Annotated in this window: 18 protein-coding genes; 8 read left to right on the top strand and 10 right to left on the bottom strand. The window is 58.6% G+C overall.

All coding sequences use genetic code 11. From position 1 onward, the window contains the following. Positions 1-89: 89 nt before the first annotated feature. Genes malG through malE form a run of 3 tightly spaced genes read right to left on the bottom strand, consistent with a single transcriptional unit; the run spans position 90 to position 3,771 of the window. Complete coding sequence (gene malG, locus E7738_RS19045) at positions 90-980, bottom strand: maltose ABC transporter permease MalG (RefSeq protein WP_058759158.1); 891 nt, start codon at positions 978-980, stop codon at positions 90-92. A 9-nt stretch (positions 981-989) separates the two neighbouring features. Continuing rightward, the gene (malF, locus tag E7738_RS19040; protein WP_394516474.1) at positions 990-2,522 is read right to left on the bottom strand and encodes a maltose ABC transporter permease MalF; all 1,533 of its coding nucleotides are present in this window, start codon (positions 2,520-2,522) and stop codon (positions 990-992) included. A 58-nt stretch (positions 2,523-2,580) separates the two neighbouring features. Continuing rightward, positions 2,581-3,771, bottom strand: coding sequence for a maltose/maltodextrin ABC transporter substrate-binding protein MalE (gene malE, locus E7738_RS19035; RefSeq protein ID WP_059010846.1), 1,191 nt, complete (start codon positions 3,769-3,771; stop codon positions 2,581-2,583). Positions 3,772-4,132: 361 nt separating this feature from the next. Here malE and malK point away from each other — a divergent pair, with 361 nt between their 5' ends. The 3 genes from malK (at position 4,133) to malM (ending at position 7,611) form a co-directional block, all read left to right on the top strand. Next, the gene (gene malK, locus E7738_RS19030) at positions 4,133-5,242 is read left to right on the top strand and encodes a maltose/maltodextrin ABC transporter ATP-binding protein MalK (protein ID WP_058770170.1); all 1,110 of its coding nucleotides are present in this window, start codon (positions 4,133-4,135) and stop codon (positions 5,240-5,242) included. Between the two features lie 41 nt (positions 5,243-5,283). Continuing rightward, a complete protein-coding gene (locus tag E7738_RS19025; RefSeq protein ID WP_278427283.1) occupies positions 5,284-6,585 on the top strand; it encodes a maltoporin in 1,302 nt (433 codons plus the stop codon). Between the two features lie 114 nt (positions 6,586-6,699). Beyond that, the gene (gene malM, locus E7738_RS19020) at positions 6,700-7,611 is read left to right on the top strand and encodes a maltose operon protein MalM (RefSeq protein ID WP_238562332.1); all 912 of its coding nucleotides are present in this window, start codon (positions 6,700-6,702) and stop codon (positions 7,609-7,611) included. 94 nt (positions 7,612-7,705) lie between these two features. Here the strand turns inward: malM and malQ are convergent, their stop codons facing one another. Both malQ and malP read right to left on the bottom strand, forming a co-directional pair. Then, complete coding sequence (malQ, locus tag E7738_RS19015) at positions 7,706-9,775, bottom strand: 4-alpha-glucanotransferase (protein WP_394516473.1); 2,070 nt, start codon at positions 9,773-9,775, stop codon at positions 7,706-7,708. Between the two features lie 8 nt (positions 9,776-9,783). After that, on the bottom strand, positions 9,784-12,186 hold the full coding sequence (gene malP / locus E7738_RS19010) for a maltodextrin phosphorylase (RefSeq protein ID WP_394516472.1): 2,403 nt from the start codon (positions 12,184-12,186) through the stop codon (positions 9,784-9,786). A 276-nt stretch (positions 12,187-12,462) separates the two neighbouring features. Here malP and malT point away from each other — a divergent pair, with 276 nt between their 5' ends. The 3 genes from malT (at position 12,463) to E7738_RS18995 (ending at position 15,819) form a co-directional block, all read left to right on the top strand. Continuing rightward, positions 12,463-15,165, top strand: a complete 2,703-nt coding sequence (gene malT / locus E7738_RS19005) for an HTH-type transcriptional regulator MalT (RefSeq protein WP_394516471.1) — start codon at positions 12,463-12,465, stop codon at positions 15,163-15,165. A gap of 127 nt (positions 15,166-15,292) precedes the next feature. Next, positions 15,293-15,532 carry a type II toxin-antitoxin system antitoxin RelB gene (gene relB / locus E7738_RS19000; RefSeq protein WP_058759167.1) on the top strand — a complete coding sequence of 80 codons (240 nt, stop codon included), beginning with the start codon at positions 15,293-15,295 and terminating at the stop codon, positions 15,530-15,532. Continuing rightward, positions 15,532-15,819 (top strand): type II toxin-antitoxin system RelE family toxin, encoded by a 288-nt coding sequence (locus E7738_RS18995; protein WP_021509424.1) that lies wholly within the window; start codon positions 15,532-15,534, stop codon positions 15,817-15,819. The genes relB and E7738_RS18995 overlap by 1 nt, the downstream gene beginning before the upstream one ends. A gap of 118 nt (positions 15,820-15,937) precedes the next feature. On the opposite strand, the gene E7738_RS18990 is transcribed toward E7738_RS18995, so the two are convergent. After that, the gene (locus E7738_RS18990) at positions 15,938-17,719 is read right to left on the bottom strand and encodes an EAL domain-containing protein (protein WP_394516470.1); all 1,782 of its coding nucleotides are present in this window, start codon (positions 17,717-17,719) and stop codon (positions 15,938-15,940) included. 498 nt (positions 17,720-18,217) lie between these two features. After that, a complete protein-coding gene (locus E7738_RS18985) occupies positions 18,218-19,099 on the bottom strand; it encodes a LysR family transcriptional regulator (protein WP_150059021.1) in 882 nt (293 codons plus the stop codon). 104 nt (positions 19,100-19,203) lie between these two features. On the opposite strand from E7738_RS18985, the gene budA reads away from it, so the two are divergent. Both budA and alsS read left to right on the top strand, forming a co-directional pair. Beyond that, on the top strand, positions 19,204-19,986 hold the full coding sequence (gene budA / locus E7738_RS18980) for an acetolactate decarboxylase (protein WP_031280091.1): 783 nt from the start codon (positions 19,204-19,206) through the stop codon (positions 19,984-19,986). Positions 19,987-20,000: 14 nt separating this feature from the next. Further along, on the top strand, positions 20,001-21,680 hold the full coding sequence (gene alsS, locus E7738_RS18975; RefSeq protein WP_058759171.1) for an acetolactate synthase AlsS: 1,680 nt from the start codon (positions 20,001-20,003) through the stop codon (positions 21,678-21,680). A 91-nt stretch (positions 21,681-21,771) separates the two neighbouring features. Here alsS and E7738_RS18970 read toward each other — a convergent pair whose 3' ends face one another. The 3 genes from E7738_RS18970 to E7738_RS18960 form a co-directional block, all read right to left on the bottom strand. Next, positions 21,772-23,421 carry a methyl-accepting chemotaxis protein gene (locus tag E7738_RS18970; protein ID WP_394516569.1) on the bottom strand — a complete coding sequence of 550 codons (1,650 nt, stop codon included), beginning with the start codon at positions 23,419-23,421 and terminating at the stop codon, positions 21,772-21,774. Positions 23,422-23,580: 159 nt separating this feature from the next. Continuing rightward, entirely contained in the window at positions 23,581-24,591 is a 1,011-nt protein-coding gene (locus E7738_RS18965) for a GlxA family transcriptional regulator (protein WP_394516469.1), read from the bottom strand. Between the two features lie 271 nt (positions 24,592-24,862). After that, positions 24,863-25,981 (bottom strand): NAD(P)/FAD-dependent oxidoreductase, encoded by a 1,119-nt coding sequence (locus E7738_RS18960; RefSeq protein WP_021509431.1) that lies wholly within the window; start codon positions 25,979-25,981, stop codon positions 24,863-24,865.

Raw genomic sequence — 25,981 nt, 5'->3', positions numbered from 1 at the left:
TTTTATGCCTGCAATAAAAACGGCGGCCATTGGCCGCCAAAACCTCAACAGGTGGTTGCCGTTGAGGAAGCAGTGGTACTGATGAATCTTTACCCTTTTACACCGCCCGCCGTCAGTCCGCTCACCAGCCAGCGCTGCGCCAGTAAAAACACCAGCGTGATGGGAATGGCGGACAGCACAGCCGCCGCGGCGAAATCGCCCCACAGATAGTTCTGCGGATTAAGATACTGCTGCATCCCGACCGCGAGGGTATAGCTGTTGACGTCGCGCAGCAGCAGCGAGGCGACCGGTACTTCGGTGACCGCAGCGATAAACGCCAGGATAAACACCACCGCGAGGATTGGCACCGAAAGCGGCAGCAATACCAGACGAAACGCCTGCCACGGCGTGGCACCATCCAGCGCCGCCGCTTCCTCCAGCGAACCATCAATGGTTTCGAAATAGCCCTTAATGGTCCAGACGTGCAGCGCGATGCCGCCCAGATAGGCGAAGATCACGCCGCCGTGGGTATTGAGGCCGAGAAACGGCAGATATTGCCCCAGCCGGTCAAACAGCGCATAGAGCGCCACCAGCGACAGCACCGCCGGGAACATCTGAAAAATCAGCATGCCTTTTAACAGGCTGGCGCGACCGGCGAAGCGCATGCGGGCAAACGCGTAGGCGCAGGTGGTCGAGAGCGCCACAATCCCCAGTGCGCTAATGGCGGCGATCTTCACCGAATTCCACAGCCATAGCAGCACCGGGAAGGGCGGCGGCGTCACGCGACCATCGGCATGGGTGACGCTGAACCCGAGCGCCAGCCGCCAGTGTTCCCATGAAATCTGTTCCGGGATCAGACTGCCGGTGGCGAAATTGCCGCTGCGTAGCGAGATGGCAATCACCATCAGCAGCGGGAACAGAATTGCCGCGATAAACAGCAGCAGCAGCAGATGCGTCAGCAGCAGACGCAGCTTCTGCGATTTCGGTTGTACCATGGCCATAACGCCTCCTTAATCAAACTTCATGCGTAGCGCTTTCAGGTTAATCACCGCCAGCGCACCGACCAGCAGGAAGATCAGCGTGGCGATGGCTGCCGCCAGGCCGAAGTCCTGACCGCCGCCGCCTTCAAAGGCGATGCGCCAGGTGTAGTTGACCAGCAGATCGGTGTAGCCCGCCGGCGTAGTGGTGCCGAGTCGATCGGGGCCACCATTAGTCAGCAGCTGCACCAGCACGAAGTTGTTGAAGTTAAAAGCAAAGCTGGCGATCATCAGCGGCAATAGCGGTTTCAGCAGCAGCGGCAGCGTAATCAAAAAGAAATTCTGCAGCGGCCCGGCGCCATCCATCGCGGACGCTTCATAAAGATCGTCCGGGATCGCCTTGAGCAAGCCCATGCACAGGATCATCATGTAGGGATAACCCAGCCAGGTATTGACGATCACCAGCATGGCGCGAGCCAGCGTCGGATCGCTGAACCACGCTGGCTTGAAGCCAAACAGCGCATTGAGCATGACGTTGATTTCGCCAAAACTCTGGTTAAACAGCCCTTTGAAAATCAGTATCGAAATGAATGCCGGTACCGCGTAGGGAAGAATCAGCATCACACGATAGATGGCCTTGCCCCGCAGCGCTTCCCACTGCACCAGACACGCCAGCACCATGCCCACCGCGACCGTCAGCAGCACGGTCAACAGCGAAAACAGCAGCGTCCAGCCAAATATTGCCAGGAACGGTTTCTGAATGCCCTCGTCGGTGAACACGCGAGCAAAGTTTTTCCAGCCCGCGCCAACGGTAAAGCCAGGGCTGAGCTGTTCGCTGGCCCAGCTGCCATCTGCATTGATCTGCTGATAGAACCCCGTGTCCCGGTTAGCCTGATAGCGGGCGCCGTTTTGCTGATTTCTCAGCTGTCCCGGTGCGTCCAGCACATACAGCGGCCGCGTGCCGGAAAACTGGCGCAGCGAACTCATCACCAGCTCGCGACCGTCCGGCAGCCGGGCAGTTAACTGACTCAGCGCCTGACGGTTTTGGGTGATGGTTTTTAAGCTGGCGCGCGCGGTGGCGGGCAGCGCGGCTGGCGTGAGGCTGAGCTGCTGTTCACCACCCAGCGTAAACGGCGCAGACAGAAAGCTGTTTTCGCCTGTGCTGAGCGCCAGCTGCCAGCGATCGCCCTGCGAATAGAGCGCGAAGTTCATCGCGTCCCCGGCCTGATACTGGCGACTCAGCAGCACCTGCTGCGCGCGCGCCTCACTGAGCTGATTGGTGCTGCTGTAGTTGGTGAAGGCAATGGCGACGGTACAGGCCAGTGGAAACAGGACGAATAGCGCCATGCCGGCCAGTCCCGGATACACATAGCGCCAGGCATAGGCGCGCCGGTTGGTGTAAATCCACAGGCCTGCCGCGCTGACTACCAGCGTGACCAGCGCAAACAGGTATTCACCCTGAGCATACATCAGCACCAGAAGGTAGCCGACCAGCAGACAGCCGATCCCGACCAGCAGGCTGCGCAGCACCAGGCTGTGCCGTCTCTTTTGCGGTATTCCTGACATGATACGGTGTTCCTTAACAGCCAGTGGCGAGCCGACAGCCGTCGGCTCCGTAACAGCATTACTTATTGAGACGCGCCTGCGCATCCTTCAGCGCCGCATCAACGTTTTGACGACCGCTCAGCGCATTCAGCGTCGCGGTGCGCATCGCATACCAGAAGGCCGCCATCTGCGGGATGTTAGGCATGATGTCGCCATTACGCGCATTGCTCATGGTGGCGGCGATGCGCGCGTCTTTCTCCAGCGTTTGCTGGAATGACTTCAGGGTGACCGCGCCCAGCGGCTTGTCCTTGTTAACCGCATTGAGACCGGCGTCAGTCAGCAGGTAATTTTCCAGAAACTCTTTGGCCAGCTCTTTATTAGGACTGGCCGCGTTGATGCCCGCGCTCAGTACGCCGACAAAGGTTTTGGTCGGCTTGCCGTTCAGCGTCGGTAACAGCGTAACGCCGTAGTTAATGCCGCTTTTGTCGATATTGCTCCACGCCCACGGACCGTTGATGGTCATCGCGGTTTGTCCTTTATTGAAGGCCGCTTCGGCAATCGAATAGTCGGTATCGGCATTAAGGATTTTGGCTTTCACCTGATCGACGAGGAACTGCATGCCTGCTTTCGCGCCGGCGTTGTCGACGCCGGTATCTTTCACGTCATAGCCGCTGTCGGTCTTTTTGAAAGCATAGGCGCCACCGGCGGCCAGCAGCGGCCAGGTGAAATAGGGTTCCTGCAGGTTAAACATGATGGCGCTCTTGCCTTTGGCGCGCAGCTGCTTATCCAGCGCCGCCATCTCTTCCCAGCTTTTCGGTGGGGTGGGTAGCAGATCTTTGTTGTAAATCAGCGACAGCGACTCCACAGACACCGGATAGCCAATCAGTTTGCCGTTGAAGCGCACCGCATCCCAGGTAAACGGAAACAGTTTTTGCTGGAAGTTTTGATCCGGTGTGACTTCGGCGAGCAGCCCTGACTGGGCATAGCCGCCAAAGCGATCGTGCGCCCAGAAGATAATGTCCGGACCGTCACCCGTGGCGGCAACCTGCGGGTATTTCTCTTCCATTTTGTCAGGATGTTCGACCGTCACGCTGATACCGGTGTCCTGCTCGAATTTTTTGCCTACCTCGGCGAGGCCGTTATAGCCCTTATCACCGTTGATCCAGATGACCAGTTTACCTTCTTCAATTTTGGCCACGGCCGAAGCCGAAAACACTACGGCCGTAAGGGCGGAAAGGGCCAGAACGCGTGCGCCGGTTTTCATTGTCATAACTCCATCCTGTTAGCGGAAGCGGAAATCATTAGTGGCATCATTGTGCGGCGTTATGCCATTTCCTCATCCTCCTGCGCTCTACGCCCAACGGCACTAAGCCGTGATCGCGCTTGCAAAACAGCGCCTTAATACGCGCTGGCGCACACTATTGACGCGTCAGCTCTGCGTGACAGCTCACAAAATTGCCGTGAACGTCGCGCCGGCGCGGCTGGCGTGCGCGTACTCCTCCTCCCGCCTCATCCCCCAGTAAAAACCCACACGGTGGAGGATGCTGCGCCGTCTGCGCCTGCCCATAGTGGTCGCCGGAGTCTGCCTGCGGTGCTGCAGGCAAGCATGAGCCTGCGAAGAGGAAAGCATCATGGCGAGCGTTGCGTTACACCATGTCACCAAGGCCTGGGGCGATACCGAGGTATCAAAAGACATCAATCTGGAGATCGGCGAAGGGGAATTTGTGGTGTTCGTCGGTCCCTCCGGCTGCGGCAAATCAACGCTGCTGCGCATGATCGCCGGCCTGGAAACCATCACCCGCGGCGATCTGCTGATTGGCGGTCAGCGTATGAACGATGTTCCGCCCGCTGAGCGCGGTATCGGCATGGTGTTTCAGTCTTACGCCCTTTATCCACACCTTTCGGTGGCCGAAAACATGTCGTTTGGCCTGAAGCTGGCTGGCGTAAAGCGCGCTGAAATCCAGCAGCGCGTCAATCAGGTTGCGGAGGTGTTACAGCTGGCGCACCTGCTGGAACGGCGGCCCAAAGCCCTATCGGGCGGACAGCGGCAGCGCGTGGCCATCGGGCGCACGCTGGTGGCCGAACCGCGTGTGTTTCTGCTCGACGAGCCATTGTCCAATCTCGATGCCGCGCTGCGCGTACAGATGCGCATTGAAATCTCACGCCTGCACAAGCGCCTGAAGCGCACCATGATTTACGTTACGCACGATCAAATCGAAGCGATGACGCTGGCCGACAAGATCGTGGTGCTGGACGCCGGTCGCATCGCCCAGGTCGGTAAGCCGCTCGAACTCTATCACTATCCCGCTAACCGCTTCGTTGCCGGCTTTATCGGCTCGCCGCGCATGAATTTTCTGCCCGTCAAAGTGACCGCCACCGCCATCGATCAGGTGCAGGTGCGTTTGCCCAACGATCAGCTTGTATGGCTGCCGGTGGAGAGCGCCGGCGTCCAGGTCGGCAGCAACATGTCGCTGGGTATTCGTCCGGAACATCTGCTCTCCAGCGACATCGCCGATGTCACGCTGGAGGGCGAAGTGCAGGTGGTTGAGCAGCTCGGCCACGAGACGCAGATCCATATCCAGATCCCCGCCATTCGTCAGAACCTGGTGTACCGCCAGGAGGACGTGGTGCTGGTAGAAGAGGGCGCCCTGATGGGTATTGGCCTGCCGCCGGAGCGTTGTCACCTGTTCCGCGAGGACGGGAGCGCCTGCCGCAGGCTGCATCAGGAACCCGGTGTTTAGCCCTGCAAAACAATAAAAGCAATGACCTCAGGAGATAGAAAATGTTAACTCTGCGCAAACTTCCCGTCGCGATTGCCATCGCAGCGGGTACGCTCACCGCTCAAGCCATGGCGGTCGATTTTACGGGTTACGCCCGTTCGGGTATCGGCTGGACCGGCAGCGGCGGCGAGCAACAGTGCTTTCAGGCTACCGGCGCGCAAAGCAAATACCGTCTGGGCAACGAATGTGAAACCTATGCTGAACTGAAACTGGGCCAGGAAGTGTGGAAAGAGGGCGATAAAAGTTTCTATTTCGATACCAACGTCGCCTATTCCGTTTCCCAGCAGAATGACTGGGAAGCGACTTCACCGGCCTTCCGTGAAGCCAACGTGAAAGGAAAAAACCTGATCGATGCGCTGCCGGGTTCCACCATCTGGGCCGGTAAACGCTTTTATCAGCGTCACGATGTTCACATGATCGACTTCTACTACTGGGATATCTCCGGTCCGGGCGCCGGTCTGGAAGATGTCGATCTCGGGTTTGGTAAGCTCTCGTTCGCCGCGACGCGCTCTTCCGAAGCGGGCGGCTCTTACACTTTCTCCAGTGACCAGATTCGTGATTACGCCACCAGTACCGCCAATGACGTTTTTGATGTGCGTCTCGCCGGCCTGGAAACTAACCCCAATGGCGTGCTGGAACTGGGTGTCGACTATGGCCGCGCCAACGCGCGTGACGGTTATCGCTTAGATGACGGCGCGTCGAAAGATGGCTGGATGTTCACCGCGGAACACACGCAGAGCATGCTGAAAGGCTACAACAAGTTTGTGCTGCAGTACGCCACTGATGCGCTGACCTCGCAGGGCAAAGGCCTGCCGCAGGGCAGCAACATCAATAACAACGGCAATATGTACCGCATCCTCGATCACGGTGCGATCTCGCTGGCCGATCGCTGGGATCTGATGTACGTGGCGATGTACCAGAACGTCGATCTGGATAACAACCGCGGAACTGAGTGGTACACCGTCGGCGTACGGCCTATGTACAAATGGACGCCGATCATGAGCACCCTGCTGGAAGTCGGCTATGACAACGTTAAGTCCCAGCAGGTCAGCGAACGCAACGGCCAGTACAAAATTACCCTGGCGCAGCAGTGGCAGGCTGGCGATAGCATCTGGTCACGTCCGGCGCTGCGCCTGTTCGCCACCTACGCCAAATGGGATGAGAAGTGGGGCTACAGCAAAGACGCCTCCGGCGATATCACGTCGCTGGCCGCGGCGGACAGCAGCGGCAACGGTCTGTTCACCAACAGCCGTGGCGACAACGATGAGTGGACCTTCGGCGCACAGATGGAAATCTGGTGGTAAGGCGCTGCGCAGGTTAAGCAAACACCCGCCGTGCGCCAGAAGCACGGCGTTTTCGGACAGCGGCAGCCATTGCCTGGCCAACGCCGCTGCCTGACAGCTTGTTGGGATATCACAATGAAAAAACATCTTATCGCCTTCTGCCTGAGCAGCGCGCTGCTGACCGGCGTCATTATGCCAGTTCAGGCCGACATCAATCTGGTGCCGCAGGATCTTTCCGCGGCACCCGCCATTCCCACCGCGCGGCTGCAGCAGCTCAGCTGGCAGCCGGTGGATGCTTCACGTGCACAAACCACCACGCTGACACAAAGCGCAACGCCGCTGGATGTACGTGGCGTAACAGGGGCCATTGCAGCTTACAGCCTGCCTGCCAATCAGGGCGAGCTGACGGTTACGCTAAGCAGCGAGGTGGTACACAATCAGGTCTTTGCGCCAAATGTGCTGGTACTGGATGAAAACCTGCAGCCGGCCGCGTGGTTTCCGAGCCGCTTCTTTAGCTATCAGCAGCCCGGCGTGATGAGCGCCGACCGGCTGGAAGGGGTGATGAAGCTGACGCCGGTGCCGGGCCAGCAGAAGATCTATTTGCTGGTGTTCACCACCGATCAGGATTTAACCCAGACCACAACGCTGCTGGATCCGGCCAAAGCTTATGCCAAAGGCACCGGCCATGCGGTACCGGATATTCCCGATCCGGTGGCGCGTCACAGTCGCGACGGCAAAATCAAACTTAAAGTGGCAACCAGTTCCGGCTCCTCGATTCTGGTCGGCCCGCTGTTTGGCTCAGCCGCGCCTGCCGCTGTCACCGTTGGCAGCACCCGGCCGGCCATGGCCGCCACGACGGCGCGCGCGCCAGCGCCTGAACCGGCACCGCTGGTGAATGAGACGGAAAGCTATTTCAATCAGAGCATTCGTCAAGCGGTGCAACAGGGCAATATCGATAAAGCGCTGAAGCTGCTGGATGAAGCGGAGCGTCTGGGATCGACATCGGCGCGGCAAACCTTTATCAGCAGTGTTAAAGGCAAGGGGTGAAACTGCCCCGACAGTGCTGAGTTGCCCCACCTGGTGCGCTTCGGCGCACCTTTTTTATGGCACTCCGACCTGCACGCAGCAGGTCGGTTTCGTGCTACTTACGCTGACGCTGACGTGATTGTACCGCCGTCAGCAACGCATCGATTCTGTCATCCTCCGCCATCGCTTCCAGCGTTACGCTTAGCTTACGTCGCCAGTTGGGATACTGATCGACGGTGCCCGGCACGTTGACCGGCAGTGCCATATCCAGCCACTCTTCCGGCTGCAAACCGAGCAGTGCACACTGGCTGCGGGCCAGATAGCGATGGATCGCCTGACTAAGCTGATGACTCATGCGGACGCTGGCCCGCCGGAAGCGGCGGCGCGGCGGCAGATCACCGCTGCGCAACAGCGTACGCAGCAACGCCTGTTTAGCCAGGCGCCGATCGCGATGCAGGCCAGCGAGAATCGCCCGATCGGGGTAAAGCCCCAGCGCACTGCCCAGCCGCAAATCGTCACTTTGCCACCAGCCGCGCAGCGTCGGCATATCATGAGTGGTGGTAACGGCCATCGCCTGACGCGGCCACGTCGCTGGCACGCGGAAGTGGCGCTGCGATTCCTGCTCAAAGTAGAGCACTTTGTAGGAGTACACCCCGGCGTCGCGCAGTTTATCAACGATGGCTTCCGGCACGGTGCCCAGATCCTCGCCAATCACCATGCAACGATGGCGCTGGCTCTCCAGTGCCAGAATCGCCAGCAAATCATCCACCGGATAGTGCACATAGGCACCGTGCGCCGCGCTTTCGTCCTTCGGTATCCACCATAAACGCAGCAGCGCCATCACATGGTCAATGCGCAGCGCGCCGCAGTCGCGCATGCTGGCGCGCAGCAGGGCGATCCACGGCTCGTAGCCGCGCGCGGCCATCACCTGCGGGTCCATCGGCGGCAATCCCCAGTTCTGACCGAGCGGACCGAGGATATCCGGCGGCGCGCCAATGCTGGCGTCCAGGCAGTAAAGCTGCCGATCGCGCCAGGTTTCCGCGCCATCCGCCGCCACGCCCACCGCCAGGTCGCGATACAGCCCGATCGCCATCTGCTGCTGCTGACACAGCTGCCAGCAGGCGGCGAATTGCTCTGCCGCCAGCCACTGCAGCCACATGTAGAAACGCACCTCGTCGCTGTGCTCGATGCGGAACGCCAGCACTGCCGCACTGTTCGCCTGCTGCCATTCGCCCGGCCAGTGTTGCCAGCCATAACCCGTGCCATCCTGGGCGCTGCGCGCCGCGTGCAGCGCATCAAACAGCCCCTGATGCAGCAGGCTGTCGCCCCCGGCACGCACAAACTCCGCAAACGCCTGCGCCTGTCCATCATCTGCCGTGCGCCGGCGAAACTGCTGCCAGGCAAGCCGTAGTCCCTGCAACTTAAGCCCGGTGACGGCAGTGTAATCCACCCACGCGGCGTCTCGCGCTGACCGGAGCGCCTGCTGCGTCTTCTCAGCTTGCCACCAGGCCTGCGCCGCGTCGCTGAGGCCAAAATCTGCCACGGCGCTTACGTCGATATAGAGGATGTTGAGCCAGCGCCGGGAAGAGGGACTGTAAGGGCTGGCGCTCTCCGGTGCGGCAGGAAACAGCGCGTGCAGCGGATTGAGCCCGACAAACGCGCCGCCGCGCCGCGCGGTTTCAGCGATCATTTGCCGCAGATCGCCGAAATCCCCGATGCCCCAGTTAGCCGCAGAGCGCAGCGTATACAGCTGAATACAGCTGCCCCACAGCGATTCGCCCGCCAGCAGTTCCGCAGGTTCGTAGCAGCGGCGGGGTGCCACTATAATCGGGCAACAGTGACACTGTAACTTCTGGGTCAATGTCAGCTGGTGATAACCGGCGGGCAACGCGGGCAACACCAACGCTTCACCCGGCTGGCAGCGCCCGGACCAGTTTTCGCCGCTTTCGCTCGTCAGCTGCCATTCCGCGTCGGCGCTGAGCACCGGTGCCAGACTCAGTGGCTGTCCGACATAAAAAATCACCACCGGCGGCAGCGGTGCGGAGCCGTTCGCAGGGGCCTGCATCAGCGCAGCGAGACGCTGATGGGTAAGAGCAGAAATCTGCCGCGGTTTTCCGTGCGCATCAATATATTCCGCAGCAATAAGCGCGTCAGCACGGCGATCAAGAGCATCTTTGGGTTTCATGGCGTTCCTTAGCGGCTGGCCTGCCAGATACGTTGCTGATAGTCACGAATGGCGCGATCGGCACTGAACATGCCGCAACGCGCGGTATTGAGGATTGCGGCGCGCGTCCAGGCCTCAGGATCGGCCCACAGCGCTTCAACCTGCTGCTGCGCGTTGAGATAGTGGCGAAAATCAGCCAGTACCAGATAAGGATCGCCGCCTTGCGCGCCCAGGCTGTTGACCAGATCGCTGAACGCCGTGCGGTCGCCGTTACTGAAGGTGCCATCTTCCAGCGCGGTCAGCGCGCGATCCAGCTGCGCGTCCTTACTGCGCCAGTTCAATGGCGAGTAACCGGCCTGTTTCAGCGCGCTGACCTGCTCTACGGTATGGCCAAAGATGAAGATATTCTCTTCACCGACCTGCTGCGCGATTTCAACGTTGGCCCCATCCAGCGTACCGATGGTGAGTGCACCGTTCAGCGCCAGCTTCATATTGCCGGTACCGGATGCTTCTTTGCCCGCAGAAGAGATCTGTTCCGAGAGATCGGCGGCCGGGATCAGGCGCTCGGCAACCGACACGTTGTAATCAGGGATAAAGACAATTTTCAGCCGGTCGCCGACGCGCGCATCGTGGTTAATGGTCTCTGCTACTTTATTGATGGCGTAAATGATGTTTTTCGCCAGCGCATAACCCGGCGCCGCTTTGGCACCAAACAGCATCACGCGCGGAGCCAGATTGGCCTGCGGATCGCTGACCAGCGTTTGCCACAGCGCAATCATGTGCAGCAGCATCAGGTGCTGCCGTTTGTATTCGTGCAGCCGCTTGATTTGGACGTCAAACAGCGCATCAGGCTGCACCGCAATGCCGGTTCGGGCGGCGATCCACTCTGTCAGTGCCTGCTTGTTGTGCTGCTTAATGGCGCGATATTCGGCGCGGAAGGCGGCGTCATCGGCGAATGGCGTCAGATCCTGCAGCGCATCGAGATCGTTAAGCCACGGACGCTGCAGCGTTTTGTTGATCAGCGCCGCCAGCGCCGGATTGCACTGGTTGATCCAGCGACGCGGCGTGATGCCGTTGGTGACATTGTGAAACTTCTCCGGCCACAGCGCGTGATACTCGGGGAACAGGTCCTGTACCACCAGCCGCGAGTGCAGCGCCGCCACGCCGTTGACTGCAAAGCTGCCGACCACGCACAGATTTGCCATGCGCAGTTGCTGATCGTGCACCAGCGCCAGTTTTGACCAGATCGCCTGATTACCCGGCCAGCGCGCCTCAACCTGCTGTTTTAGCTGCGCATTGAGCGTATTGATGATCATCAGATGGCGCGGCAGCAGGCTGCGCACCAGGCGCAGGTTCCAGCACTCCAGCGCTTCCGGCATCAGCGTGTGGTTGGTATAGGCGAAGGTGCGCTGGGTAATGCGCCATGCGTCCTGCCAGCTGAGCCGGTGCTCATCCAGCAGCAGGCGCAACAGCTCCGGGATGGCCAGCGTCGGATGCGTATCGTTCAGCTGGATCACTTCATAATCCGCTAACGTTTCGATGGATCGTCCCGCCGCCTGATGACGGCGCAGAATATCCGCCAGCGTACAGGCACACTGGAAATACTGCTGCATCAGACGCAGCTTTTTGCCTGCCTGATGGTTGTCATTCGGGTAGAGCACTTTGGTCAGTTTTTCCGCCTCAATGCCTTGCTGTTCTGCACGCAGAAAATCGCCGTTATTGAAACGCTGGAGATCAAACGGTCGGGCATGCTTTGCCTGCCACAGACGCAAGGGCTGCGTGATGCCGTTGCGGAAACCGACCACCGGCAGATCCCAGGCTTCACCCTGCACAACAAAAGCAGGCTGCCAGTGCGCCACGCCGTCAATGGTGGTCACGCTGCCGCCCAGTCCGACCTGCACGTCAAGCGCCGCGTTGTGGCGAAACCAGGGATAACGATCGCGCTGCCAGTCATCCGGCTGTTCGTGCTGCGCGCCCCCGACAAAATGCTGGCGAAACAGACCGTACTGGTAGTTCAGGCCATAGCCGAGCGCAGGCTGGCCGGTGGTCGCCATCGCATCGAGAAAACAGGCGGCCAGCCGTCCCAGACCGCCGTTGCCCAGTGCCGGATCGGTTTCACGCTCCAGCACGTCACTCAGCGTCACGCCTGCTGCGGCCAGCGTCGCTTTAACGCCGTCGTACCAGCCGAGATTCAGCAGATTGTTGCCGGTCAGCCTGCCCAGCAGAAACTCCATTGACAGATAATTAACGTGGCGCTGTCCGCCAGCGGCCGGCTGCACCGGTATATCCGCCAGCAGTTCGGCCAGCGCGCCGCTCAGCGCGTGCCACCACTGGTCGGGGCTCATTTCCTGCGCATCCGGCAGGCCAAAACGTTGCCACTGGCGCACCAGCGCGGCAGAAAAACGGTCAGGGTCAAATGTGGGCAGTGCCATAGGGAAACTCCAGTCGAATAAATAGGGTTACAGGCAGTGTGACGCTGCCGCCAGGCGGCTACCTCCTCCTGTAAAAAATTCCACGGGGAGGACAGGGAGGGTGGAGAGGCTGAGGTAAATCTGAAAGCGTGGCAGGAGTGTGATAACACTCGCTTTTGTAAAGCGTAACTAATCAGTTCGCTTGCATTCAGTAACCGAATCTCCGAACGTGTATGACTATTAATTACGAAGCGTAAAAAAATGATGCGCTGAACGTTAACGGAGAAGCGTGCGCCCATGTTGATACCCTCAAAACTGAGTCGTCCCGTTCGTCCTGAAAGCACGGTTACCCGCGATCGTCTGCTGCAAAAGCTCAGCGCAGCGGCGAATTACCGGCTGGTGCTGATTGCCAGCCCGGCGGGCTACGGCAAAACCACGCTGGTATCGCAGTGGGCGGCTGATAAAAGCGAGCTGGGCTGGTATTCATTAGACGAGGGCGACAATCAGCCGGAGCGCTTCGCCGATTACCTGATCGCCGCGCTGCAGCAGGCTACCCGCGGCGCATGCAGCCGCAGCGAGACGCTGGCGCAAAAGCGTCAGTACGTGAACCTCAATGCGCTGTTCGCCCAGCTGTTCAATGAGCTGGCCGCGTGGCAGCAGCCGCTGTGGCTGATCATCGATGATTATCATCACATCACCAATCCTGCCGTGCATGAAGCGATGCGCTTTTTCCTGCGCCATCAGCCGGATAACCTGACGCTGGTGGTGCTGTCCCGCAATCTGCCGCAGTTGGGTATAGCTAATCTGCGCGTGCGTGAACAACTGCTGGAGCTGGGCAGCCAGCAGCTGGCCTTCACCCATCAGGAGGCGAAACAGTTCTTCGACTGCCGCCTGAGTGCGCCGCTCGCGCCGGATGAGAGCAACCGTTTGTGTGATGATGTAGCAGGCTGGGCGACCGCGTTACAGCTGATCGCACTGTCCACCCGTCAGGGCGCGGCATCGGCGCAGGACTCCGCTCGCCGGCTCTCCGGTATTAATGCCAGCCACCTTTCCGATTATCTGGTCGAGGAAGTGCTGGATAACGTCGATGCCGCCACGCGCCATTTTTTGCTGAAGAGCGCGTTATTGCAGTCGATGAATGATGCGCTGGTCGCCTGCGTGACCGGTGAAGACAACGGGCGCATGCGGCTGGAAGAAATTGAACGTCAGGGACTGTTTATTCAGCGCATGGATGATTCAGGGCAGTGGTTCAGCTATCACCCGCTGTTCGGCAGCTTTTTGCGTCAGCGCTGCGAATGGGAGCTGGCCAGCGAGCTACCGGCCATTCACCGCGCGGCTGCGCAAAGCTGGATGGCGCAGGGTTTTCCCGGCGAGGCGATTCATCACGCGCTGGCGTCCGGCGATACTGATATGCTGCGCGACGTGCTGCTGCAGCATGCGTGGACGCTGTTCAACCGCAGCGAACTGGCGCTGCTGGAGCAGTCGCTGAATGCGCTGCCGTGGCGCACGCTGCTGACCAGTCCGAAACTGGTACTGCTGCAGGCCTGGCTGATGCAGAGCCAGCATCGATTTTCCGAAGTTAACCGGCTGCTGGCGCGCTTTGAGGAAGGCTGCGACTGCGAAATTGACGCTGCGCTGCAGGGTGAATTCAATGCGGTGCGCGCACAGGTGGCCATTAATCACGGCAACGCCGACGAAGCAGAGCGGCTGGCACGGCTGGCGCTGGAAACGCTGCCGGAAACGCGTCGCTATAGCCGCATTGTGGCCACCTCAGTGCATGGCGAAGTGATGCATTGCAAAGGCGACCTGACCAACTCGCTGGCGCTGATGCGGCAAACCGAACAGATGGCGCGCCGCGATGAAGCCTGGCACTACGCGCTGTGGAGTTTGATTCAGCAGAGCGAAATCCTGTTCGCGCAGGGCTTTTTACAGTCAGCATGGGAGATTCAGGAAAAAGCGTTTGTGCTGGTGAGTGAACAGCATCTGGCGAACATCCCGCTGCACGAGTTTTTACTGCGCATCCGTGCGCAGCTGATGTGGGCGTGGGGCCGGCTGGATGAGGCCGAACACGCCGCGCGCGCAGGCATCAAAGTCCTGAAAGGCTATCCGCCCCAGCAGCAAATCCAGTGCCTTGGGCTATTGATTCAGTGCTCGCTGGCACGCGGCAATCTGGATAATGCGCGCAGCTATCTCAGCCGGCTGGAAAACCTGATGAATAACGGCGTGCTGCACAGCGACTGGATTGCCAACGCCGACAAAGTGCGGCTGATCTACTGGCAGATGACGGGCGATGCGCAGAGCGCCAGCCACTGGATGCGCCATACCGATAAACCCGCCTTTGCCAACAATCATTTTTTGCAGGGCCAGTGGCGCAATGTGGCGCGGGCGCAGATCCTGCTGGGCAACCTCAGCCAGGCCGAAGTGATCCTCGATGAGCTGAATGAGAATGCGCATGCGCTGCGGCTGATGAGTGATTTAAACCGTAACCTGCTGCTGCTTAATCAAATCTACTGGCAAACCGCGCGCAAAGCGGAGGCGCAGCAGGCGCTGCTCGAAGCGCTGAAGCTGGCACGCAGCACCGGCTTCGTCAGCCACTTCGTGATTGAGGGCGAAATGATGGCGCAGCAGCTGCGCCAGTTAATTCAGCTCAATACGCTGAGCGAACTCGATCAGCATCGGGCCCGGCGCATTCTCAGTGAGATCAACAAGTATCACCGGCATAAGTTTGCCCATTTCGATGAGGGCTTCGTCAGCCGGCTGTTGAACCACCCGGATGTGCCGGAGCTGATTCGCACCAGTCCGCTGACCCAGCGCGAATGGCAGGTGCTGGGGCTGATCTATTCCGGCTACAGCAACGATCAGATCGCCGGCGAGCTGGACGTCGCGGCAACCACCATCAAAACCCATATCCGTAATCTGTACCAGAAGCTGGGCGTCACCCATCGCGCCGAAGCGATGCACCAGGCGCAGTCAATGCTGAAACTGATGGGCTACGTTTAAGGCAGAAGTCGTGTGGCGGTGGATCTCATTACCTCGCAGAGCGCGTATAACGCTGGGCATGACTTGATATATGCATGAGGGAGTGAAATACTTGTAATGACATTTGTATGTACAAGAGGTGTAGGACATGGGCAGCATCAACCTGCGTATTGATGATGAACTCAAAGCACGTTCTTACGCTGCGCTTGAAAAAATGGGGGTGACTCCCTCTGAAGCGCTTCGTCTCATGCTTGAGTATATCGCCGAAAATGAACGTTTACCGTTCAAACAGACACTGCTGAGCGACGAAGATGCTGAGCTGGTCGAAATAGTGAAAGAGCGGCTTCGCAATCCTAAGCCAGTTCGTGTGACGCTGGATGACCTTTGATGGCCTATTTTCTGGATTTTGACGAGCGGGCACTAAAGGAATGGCGAAAGCTGGGCTCGACGGTACGTGAACAATTAAAAAAAAAGCTGGCTGAAGTACTTGAGGCACCCCGTATTGAAGCGAACAAGCTTCGCGGTATGCCTGACTGCTACAAAATAAAGCTCAGGTCTTCAGGTTATCGCCTTGTCTATCAGGTGATAGACGAGAAGGTGGTGGTTTTCGTGATTTCGGTTGGTAAAAGAGAACGCGCGGAGGTTTATAACGAGGCCGTGAAGCGCATTCTCTAAAACTAAGCCGGGTATTTCTGTTTCACCTTTAAAGTATCATTCTGCTTTAAGCTAACAGAGTCATCGTATTGCCACTGAATCTGCTCCAGACGCTCCCCGGCGTGCACTGAACCACAACTCAGCTTTGTGCCGCGAGCTGGCGCGTAAGCCACGCATCTAGCTCGCTTTCCGGCAGCGGGCGCGCATAGAAGTAACCCTGCGCCTGATCGCAGCCGTACTCCGCCAGCGCAGCAACGGTGTCGACATTCTCTACGCCTTCAGCCAGTACGGTGTAATCCAGCTGTTTCAGCATGGTAATGATGCTGCGCGCGATAATCCGCGACGCGGTATCTGAGGCGATTTCGCTGATCAGCGCGCGATCAAGCTTGATCACATCCAGCGGCATCCGTCGCAGGTAGCCGATATTGCTGTAGCCGGTGCCAAAGTCATCCAGCGAGATGCCAAACCCACGCAGCTTGAGCATCTCCAGCCCCTGTAGCGCGGCGGGACTGTTAATAATCTGCTCGGTCTCCAGACATTCAATGCCCAGCAGCGAGGTCGGCAGGCGGGCCTGCAGCATCTTCGTTTCCAGCGCATCGGCAAAACCGGGATCTGAGAAGTCGCGACTGCTGATATTGATGGTCACCGGCAGCTGGAGGGGGCTGTGCTGCAGGCGTTTTAACCTGGCGATCGCCTTGTCGGTCACCCAGCTGGTTAAGGTGCTGAGCAGCTCGGTCTGTTCCGCCAGCGGGATAAACAGATCGGGAGCGAGTTCGCCGCGCTGCGGATGCCGCCAGCGCACCAGTGCCTCCAGTCCAATGGGCCGGCCACTGTTCAGGCAGATCTTCGGCTGGAACGCCAGCCACAGGCCCTGATCCTGTTGCAATGCCGCAGCCAGATCGTTCATCAACAGAAAGTCCTGAGTGCGGCGCTGATCGGCTACCAGGCTGAAGCTCATGGCGGGCACCCGGTTGCCAATCGCCTCATGCAGGGCACTTACCGCCCGGCGCAGCACTTCCTGTGCGCGAAGTTCTGCTGGAATGAAAATGACCTCGCCGGTAAAGCAGGTGAGGGCGACAGAGATGCCCGCGTCCAAATCCGCGCTGATCCCTGCCAGGTTTTCCGCCACCGATGCGGCGGTCAGCGGGCTGTTATCCATGGTGAGAATCGCAAAGCGCCCGGTGGCGACGGTATAAATGATGTCGTCCGCACCGGGCTGCAGGCGCAAAGGCAGTAACGTGGTGACGTGCTTCAGCAGGCTTTCCACCGGCCCCATGCCCATGGAGCGCGCCAGCTCGTAAGCGCGCGGCATATCAATGCAGTCGATCAGGATCAGCCGCTGCGGCGTTCGATCCCCGATGGAGGCCAGCCGCTGCAGGTCGCGAATCAGGCGCTGGCGGTTAGGCAGTGCCGTGACCGGATCGGTGAAGCCGGCACAGTGCCACGCTTCGAGGAAGGACATCACCAGATCGGCCAGCAGCTGTAATACCTTCACCTGATCAGCGCTGAACGGGTGTGGCGCGACGTCCGTGACGCACAGCGTGCCCAGCACATAGCCATCGCGATGTCTGAGCGGTACACCGGCGTAAAAGCGGATAAAAGGGGCACCGATGATCAGCGGATGGCGGGCAAAACGCGCATCCAGCAGGGTATCGGAGATAACTATCGCGCCGTCACTGTCCACGGCGTGGCGGCACAGCGAATCCTCGCGGGATGAGTGCTCCAGCGCAAAATTGTGGGCGGCGCAGATATGCTGATGTTCATCATCCAGAACGGAGACAAAGCTACCCGGAATACCCAGTGCCTGACTGGTCAGCCGGACAAAGTTTTGTAATACGTCGTCACGGCTTTCGTCGCGACTGCGCAGCGCCTTCAATGCCCGTGCGCGGCGATCGTCGTCACCGTTGAAATTCATCAGCATAATTTCCTCCGCGCCGGCCTGGTTCCGGTGCGAAATTTAACAGCAAAAAGTACAGTATGCGGCCTGCAACACCCTGCCGCTGGCGTGGTTAATAAGCGTAAATATTATAATGGTCTTTCTCATGGTAGGCTTAACACCGGCATCTGTCATTTTTATTTTCTTTAACGAAATTTTTAAGCAGCGACGATTCTGATAATTTATCGTAATATTTTTATCAGTCTGATTGATAACAGGTTACGCGTCCTTGCTGCTAACTCTAATTAAGTAGAAGGTGCAGGTATTAGACATTGCCAATGAAGACGTTATTAATTTCTGGCAGGGATGAGTCAGGTAATAATACTGGCTTTTAGTGATTGATGAGCAAAATAATAGTATCGCTGCGTATTATTATCCTGATAAAAAACGCACCTGCCGGTATATTTATTACCCCGGCTAATGTTATATAAGCATATTGTTCAGTCCGCTCTGTCACCGCAGACATCAGATTTCCCCCTCAAATTATTCCCCGTTAAGCAAACTCAGCAGGTGTAACACCGTTTTGGCCGGATGATTACGCCGCCAGGCAAAGGCAATGTCGGTGAACAGCGTATTGTTTTCAATGTCACGAAATACCAGCTGTGGATTATTGACGCAGCACAGCGAAGCCGGCACCAGCGCAATCCCGCAGCCTGCGCCCACCATGCCGAGCGAGGAGGTAATCTGCGGAGCCTGCTGAAAGCGTGTTGCATCAAAGCCGGCGCGCAGACAGGCACTGACGATTAATTCGTACAGGCTGGGCGCCACCTCGCGCGGGAAAATAATCAGTGATTCTTCGGCCAGCTGCGTTAGCGCAACACTTTGCTGCTGGCTAAGCGCATGGCTGGCTGGCAGCGCCACTTTCATCTCCTCCGTGGCGATCACTTTCAGGTTAAACGCCTTACTGCTCTCACACGGCAGACGAATGAACGCCGCATCCAGCAAACCTTCCCCTAAGTCCTGCATCAGCAGCGCCATGTTCTCTTCCCGGGTGATGAGCTCCATCGCCGGGTAGCGCGTTTTGAAGGCGCGAATCAGATCAAACACCGGCGCGCCAAACGCCACCGAGCTGGCAAAACCCAGTGACATCTGGCCGCTCATGCCGCGCGCCACGCCGCGCGCCTTTTCCAGCGCCATATCGGCCAGCTGCACAATCGCTATTGCATCGGGCAGAAACGCGCGGCCCGCATCGGTCAGTTCCACGCCTCGCGTCAGGCGCTTCAGCAGCGGCGTGCCGATCTCGTGCTCCAGCCGCTGGATTTGCTGGCTGAGCGGTGGCTGCGACATGCCCAGCAACTCGGCGGCGCGGGTAAAGTGCTGCGTTTCAGCAACGGCAACGAAATAACGCAGGTGGCGAAGTTCCATATCAAAAACGTCTCGAAGTTGGCAGTTTTCACTATTGGATTCTGTGAGCCATGTAGCCCACCATGATATTAACACGGCTTAACTATCTGATTGTGAGGCAGCAAATGTGTAACTTTGTATCTGATTGTTCATGCGAAGATCAGCTAAAGGCATCCGTCACTCAACTGGGACAGCAATCACCAGAAAAGGTTATCTATCAGACCTCCCTGATGAGTGCGTTGCTCAACGGCGTCTATGACGGTTCAACCACCGTCGCGCAGCTGTTACAGAAGGGCGATTTTGGCCTCGGCACGTTCAATCAGCTTGATGGAGAACTGGTGGCATTTGACCGGCAGGTTTATCAGCTGCGCGCCGATGGCAGCGCCAGCCCGGCACGGCCTGAACAACAAACCCCGTTCGCCGTGATGACCTTCTTCAAACCGGAACATCAGCACCGCTTTGCGCATACCGCCACGCGCGATGACGTCCATCAGGTGATTGATCGCATCATCACCTCCGATAACCATTTCTGCGCGCTGCGCCTGAGCGGCCGCTTTGCCTCGGTACAGACGCGCACCGTGCCCTGCCAGTGCCGTCCGTATCGCTCGATGCCGGAAGTGCTCGGCAATCAGCCCACCTTTGATTTTCGCCAGCGCGACGGTGAGCTGATTGGATTCCGCACGCCGCAATATATGCAGGGTATTAACGTCGCCGGCTATCACGAGCACTTCATCACCGACGATCGTCAGGGCGGCGGGCATATCCTCGACTATGTGCTGGAGCAGGGCACGCTGACGTTTGGTGCCATCAGCAAGCTGGTGGTCGACCTGCCGCAGGATCGCGAGTTTTTACAGGCCGATCTCAATCCACAGGATCTGGATGCCGCGATCCGTTCCGTCGAAAGTTAATCGCAGAGGTGATCATGAAACAGCTTAAAACCCAGACGCTGTGGAACAGTGGCGCAGACCTGGTTGTCGCTCAGCTGGAAGCGCAGGGCGTAAACCATATTTTTGGCATTCCCGGCGCCAAAATCGACAAGGTGTTTGATTCGCTGGTGGACTCTTCCATTCAGCTGATTCCGGTGCGTCATGAGGCTAACGCGGCGTTTATGGCCGCGGCAATGGGCCGCCTGACCGGCCACGCCGGCGTAGCGCTGGTGACTTCCGGGCCCGGCTGCTCAAACCTGGTGACCGGCATGGCCACCGCCACCAGCGAAGGCGATCCGGTGGTGGCGATCGGCGGGGCGGTTAAGCGCTCCGACAGTGCCAAACAGGTGCATCAAAGTATGGATACGGTGGCGATGTTTCGCCCGGTGACCAAATTTGCCGTAGAAGTCACTGATGCCTCGGCGCTCGCGGAGTGCGTATCGAACGCGTTTCGTCATGCCGAAAACGGGCGCGGCGGCGCATCGTTCCTCAGTCTGCCGCAGGACATTGTTGACCAGCCGGTGTCAGGCAGCCTGTTACAGCGTTCAGGACACATCACGCTGGGCGCTGCGCCCGACGCGCTGGTGAATGCCGTCAGCCGCGAGATTGCGCGGGCGAAAAATCCGGTGATTCTGCTGGGCCTGATGGCCAGCCAGCCGGAGAACAGCGCGGCGATTCATGAACTGCTGAGCAAAAGCCGTATTCCGGTGACCAGCACCTATCAGGCGGCGGGCGCGGTGCGGCAGGAGCATTTCTCACGCTTTGCCGGCCGGGTTGGCCTGTTTAACAATCAGGCCGGTGACCGCTTGCTCCAGCAGGCGGATTTGATTATCACCATTGGTTACAGCCCGGTGGAGTATGAACCGGCCATGTGGAACAGCAGCAACGCCTTGCTGGTGCACATCGACGTGCTGCCCGCCGAGACCGATAACCACTATCAACCCGACGCCGAGCTGGTGGGTGATATCGCCGGGACAGTGCGCAAAATCGCCGCGCAAATCGCGTCGCCGCTGCAGCTCAGCGACGCTGCCGCCACCATTCTGCAGGATCGCCAGCAACAGCGTCAGCTGCTGGCGATGCAGGGTGCCAGCCTCGATCAGTTCGCCCTGCATCCGCTGCGTATCGTCCGGGCGATGCAGGACATCATTAACAGTGACGTCAGCCTGACGGTCGACATGGGCAGTTTTCATATCTGGATTGCCCGTTACCTCTACAGCTTCCGGGCACGGCAAATCATGATTTCCAACGGGCAGCAAACCATGGGCGTGGCGCTGCCGTGGGCGATTGGCGCCTGGCTGGTCGATCCGTCCCGTAAAGTGGTTTCAGTGTCGGGCGACGGCGGCTTTCTGCAATCCAGCATGGAGCTGGAAACCGCCGTCAGGTTAAAGGCCAATATTCTGCACATCATCTGGGTCGACAATGGCTATAACATGGTGGCGATTCAGGAAGAGAAGAAATACCAGCGCGTGTCCGGCGTGAACTTTGGACCGGTGGATTTCAAAGCTTACGCGCAGGCGTTTGGTGCCGCTGGATTTTCGGTGAACAGCGCCGCTGAACTGGAACCCACGTTGCGGCGGGCGATGGAGGTGGAAGGACCGGCCGTGGTGGCCATCCCGGTAGATTACAGCGATAACCCGCTGCTGATGGGGCAGCTGCACCTCAGCCAGCTGCTTTGATCGGCTGTCACTTGAGCCAGTCCGGACCGGCCGTCAACGTCACGGCGGTCCGGAGTAATGCGCTATTTAGCGCCTGGCTGGCCGTATTGGGTTAAAAGCTCTGCCAGTCCGCGTCCATGCCGTGACCGGCGGCCACGGGTACAGCAGCCGGACGTTTCAGCGCGGAGACCGTTTTCGGGCGCTCAGCAGGTCGCGCGGACCCGGCCAGTGAAAACTGATTCACCAGGCCGGACAGGGTTTGCGCCTGATCCTGCAATGACGCCGATGCGGCAGAGGCCTCCTCTACCAGCGCCGCATTCTGCTGCGTCACATCATCCATCTGATTGATCGCCAGGTGCACCTGCGAGATGCCGGTGTTTTGCTCTTCCGCAGCCGCCGCAATTTCGCTGACTAAATCATTCACCTGGCGGAACGCGGTTTTCAGTCCGGCCATGTTCTCTTCCACCGCTTCGGCCTGTACCGCACCCGATTCCACCAGGCTGTAAGAGGTATCGATCAGCTGTTTGATCTCTCTGGCCGCCTGGGTCGAACGCTGTGAGAGGTTGCGCACTTCACCCGCGACGACCGCAAAGCCCTTACCGTGTTCACCGGCGCGTGCCGCTTCGACAGCAGCATTCAGTGCCAGGATATTGGTCTGGAAGGCAATGCCTTCGATCAGCGTGACAATTTCGGTGATTTTTTTCGAGCTTGAGCGAATCTCCGCCATGGTGCTGAGCATATTGCCCAGCGACACCGCGCTGGCGTCTGAAAGTTCTGTCGCGTTACCGGCCAGACGGTTGGCCTGCCGGGTATTATCCGCCGTCTGACGCACGGTTTCGCTCAGTTCCGCCATACTGGCCGCCGTCTGTTCCAGCGAGGCGGCCTGCTGCTCGGTTCGGGAAGAGAGATCTTCATTACCCGCGGCGATTTGTGCCGACGCCGAACTGACGGCGTGAGAAGCGGTACTGACCTGCGCCAGCGCGCTGCCAACCCGGTCAAGCAGCTGGTTAAAGGCGCGGGCCATGTTGCCGACTTCGTCTTTTTTGCTGTCATCGGCGGTGACGCTCAGGTCAAGGCTGCTGCCAACGTGATCCATCACCTGCCCAATTGCTTTCAGGCTGTGACGAATGCGCATCAGGGTTAACGCGGTGAGCGTACCCAGTAACAGCAGTGTCAGCGTGACCCCGGCACTCAATCCCCAGAATGTGCGGTGATAGATCTCCTGGTTCACCACGCGCAAGCCGTCACCCAGCGACAAATTAAGCGCCATCTGCTGGCGATAATCATTTTTTAACTGACTGATGGCGCCGCCAATACCGCTTTCGGCTTCCAGCATGCCGAGCGTGACGTCATCCTGATGAGCATGTGAAGCAGCAAGAAACGCCGGCAACCGCGACTCCACCAGCCGCAGCGTCGCCAGGCCTTTAATGGTGATCTGCTTGTCTTCGTCGCTGGAGATATCATTGGCTAAATAATATTCTGCCAGCGTTTTAATATCGGCCAGGCGCTGGGCGATCTCTTTCTCGACCGGCGGCATGCGCGCATTGTCAGTCTGGCTTTGATGCTTATATAGCGACAGAGAGAGTTTATTACTGCGATCGATCAGCTCGGATAAATCGCGAATAGAAGGAATTGCGTTAGCCTGTACGTATTCAAAACGGTCCTGAAAACCGCCCAGCAGTCGCACAGAAATAATACCCGTCACCACCAGTGAAGCTGAGAGCAAAATGAAAGCCAGGGTAAGTCTTTGAGTAATATTCATCATCTGTTTACCTGGAAAAAAGTTTAAAAGGAAGAACACAACAACTCAGCGTTAATCGGCATCACATCACAAAAGGTTATTTCAAAAATTATGAATAAATTAACTTCTCAGGATCATTAATTTTGAAGTAATTAAAAAACTTTCAAAATGCGTGGCGTATTATTTAGCGCTAATTACCTGCGCCTTACGGTGTGCTATCCACTCACGATACTGGGCCGGCGTCATCGCCATCACCTGATGGAAGGCTTTACGAAAGGCGGTATCTTCGCTGTAACCGCACTGCAAGGCGGTCTGACGCACGCTGACGTCGGTGCTGGCCAGAATGGTACAGGCCAGTTCAATGCGGATGCGGGTAATAAACTCTTTTGGCGTCTCCTGCGACAGGGCTTTCATTCTGCGCTGCAGGGTGCGCCCGGTAACGTTGAGTGCGGCTGCCAGTTGCGCGGCATTGATGGCTGGATTTTCCAGGCGGATGATCTCCTGCGCCCGCACCAGAAACGGCGTGCTGCTTTTCCCCGTACCCGGCGAGCCGGGAAGGTGGGTGTGCAGCACAGGGTTATCGGCCAGCGACATCTCCCGGGTAAGGTCCGCCACCGCCTTGCCGGCGCTTTTTTCAATGATATACAGGGCCAGCGATATCCACGAAAAACAGCCACCGCTGGTAATGACGCGATCGTCTTCCTCCAGCGTCTTGCCTTTCGCCAGTCGCGCCTGCGGATAGCGCGCCTGCAGCATATGGCTGACCCACCAGGTGGTGGTGTAGAAACGGTCATTCAGCAAACCCGCCTCGCCGAGGATCACGCCACCGGTGCCAGCAGCAGCAACCCAGACACCCTGCTGATAGAGTTTGTTAAACCAGCCAGCAGCCTGACGGATACTGTCAAGGTTGATCGGTTGCAGGTCGGGCCCCAGCAACATGCCGGGCGCAATCACCACATCAACCGCACCGGCCCCCTGAAATGAGCTGTCGATGTGAATCAGGCGGCCTTCCGTATCCCACACCGGATCCCCGTTGGCGCTGACAATCAGCGTTTCAAAAGCTTTATCGGGAAAGCGTGCGGCGTGCACGGGGGAAGAGGCAATCGCTTTATTGGTTATCCAGAAAAGGTCGGTCATTCCGGCAACGGCGGACAGTACGCTGCCTTCCAGGGCGAGTATGGCGATACGCATAAGGGGTTTCCTGTGTTCAGATTGTCGTGATTTGCGTGAAAAATGTGACATTTTCCGCCGCTGAAGCTTTGTGGCCTCAATAGCGGACTCTTAGTTTATCTGGCCCTGGCGGTTGTCATCGGAAAAGAAACCGGCAATACGCGGATATCAGACCAGCAGGGAAGCGAAAAGGGCGCGTGGATGAAGCGATGGGATCGGGCAAATGAGAGGTGTGTGACAGACAACAGGGCGCGTAGCCAGCGCCACTATCATTGTGGCGCTGGTCCTGACATTAGCTGAATCTTTCCGGGCGGAAGGTCGCCAGCATCGGGTGTTTAACGCCGGTGAGTATCTCCTGCGTCAGTATCTCACCGAGGATCAATGCCAGCGTGGCACCGGAATGGGTGAAGACAACAAAACAGCCGGGAACCTGCTGCAGCTCACCGACCACCGGTTCGCCATCGCCAGGAATCGGTTTGAGACCGATTTTCCAGCTGCTGGCTTTCAGCGGCGCGCCGTCAGCGATCAGGTTACCTGCTTCCGCCATCAGCTGGTTAATGACTGCGGTATCAATGCTGTACTGCCCGTCGGCCTGCGCGACGATGTGCTCTTCATACCAGTCGTGATCGACGGCGATGGTGTTGCCGGGATTAGGCCGGACCGCCGCGCGCGGCGTATTCATTACCACCTGCAGCCGGTGATCGCCGGGCTGGCTGGTCACCAGCATAGAGACCGGAGAACCGTTGGGGATGTGCACGCCGAGCGGGGCAACCACTTCCGGCGTCCACGGGCCACACGCTACCAGTACGCGATCGGCCAGCAGCTCACCGCGTTTTTCGCTGCGAATGCCGCTGGCCCGGCCGTCTTTGGTGATCACGCTGGCTTTACCGGCGTGCTCAACGATCTCTCCGCCCAGCGCGCGCAATGCCTGAACCAGATGCTCAACCAGATGCGGCAGGCTGACCCAGCCTTCACCGGGGTTGGCAATCGCCACCTGACTCAGACTGGCCGGATTCACCTGCGCATCGACATCACCGACCGTGGCGCGATTGATCAGCTTTGAGTCGTAGCCCTGCGCTTTTTCATAGTGATGACGCGCTTTGGTGCCCGCGTCATCGTCTGCGGCCCAGTAAATTGCGCCATCGAAGCGCAGCCAGTCGAGCTGCGGATGGCGGGCAAACAGCGTGCGATAGCGGTCAATGCCCGCCATGCGCAGCGCATGGTAAGGCTGCGAACGTTCGCCCGCGGAGTTGAGCCAGGAGAGGGATCGACCGGTGGCGCCGGAGCAGAGTGCCGCTTCCGTCACCAGCGTGACCTGCGCGCCCGCCTGCGCCAGTTGCCAGGCGGTTGAGACGCCGAGGATGCCGCCACCCAGCACGATAACGGTTTTTGCCACGGTTTTGTCAGACAT

It is taken from the genome of Pantoea sp. SGAir0430, assembly GCF_043549295.1.
Note: the sequence above shows the minus strand (reverse complement) of the source record. Positions and strands in the feature narration are given on the sequence as shown.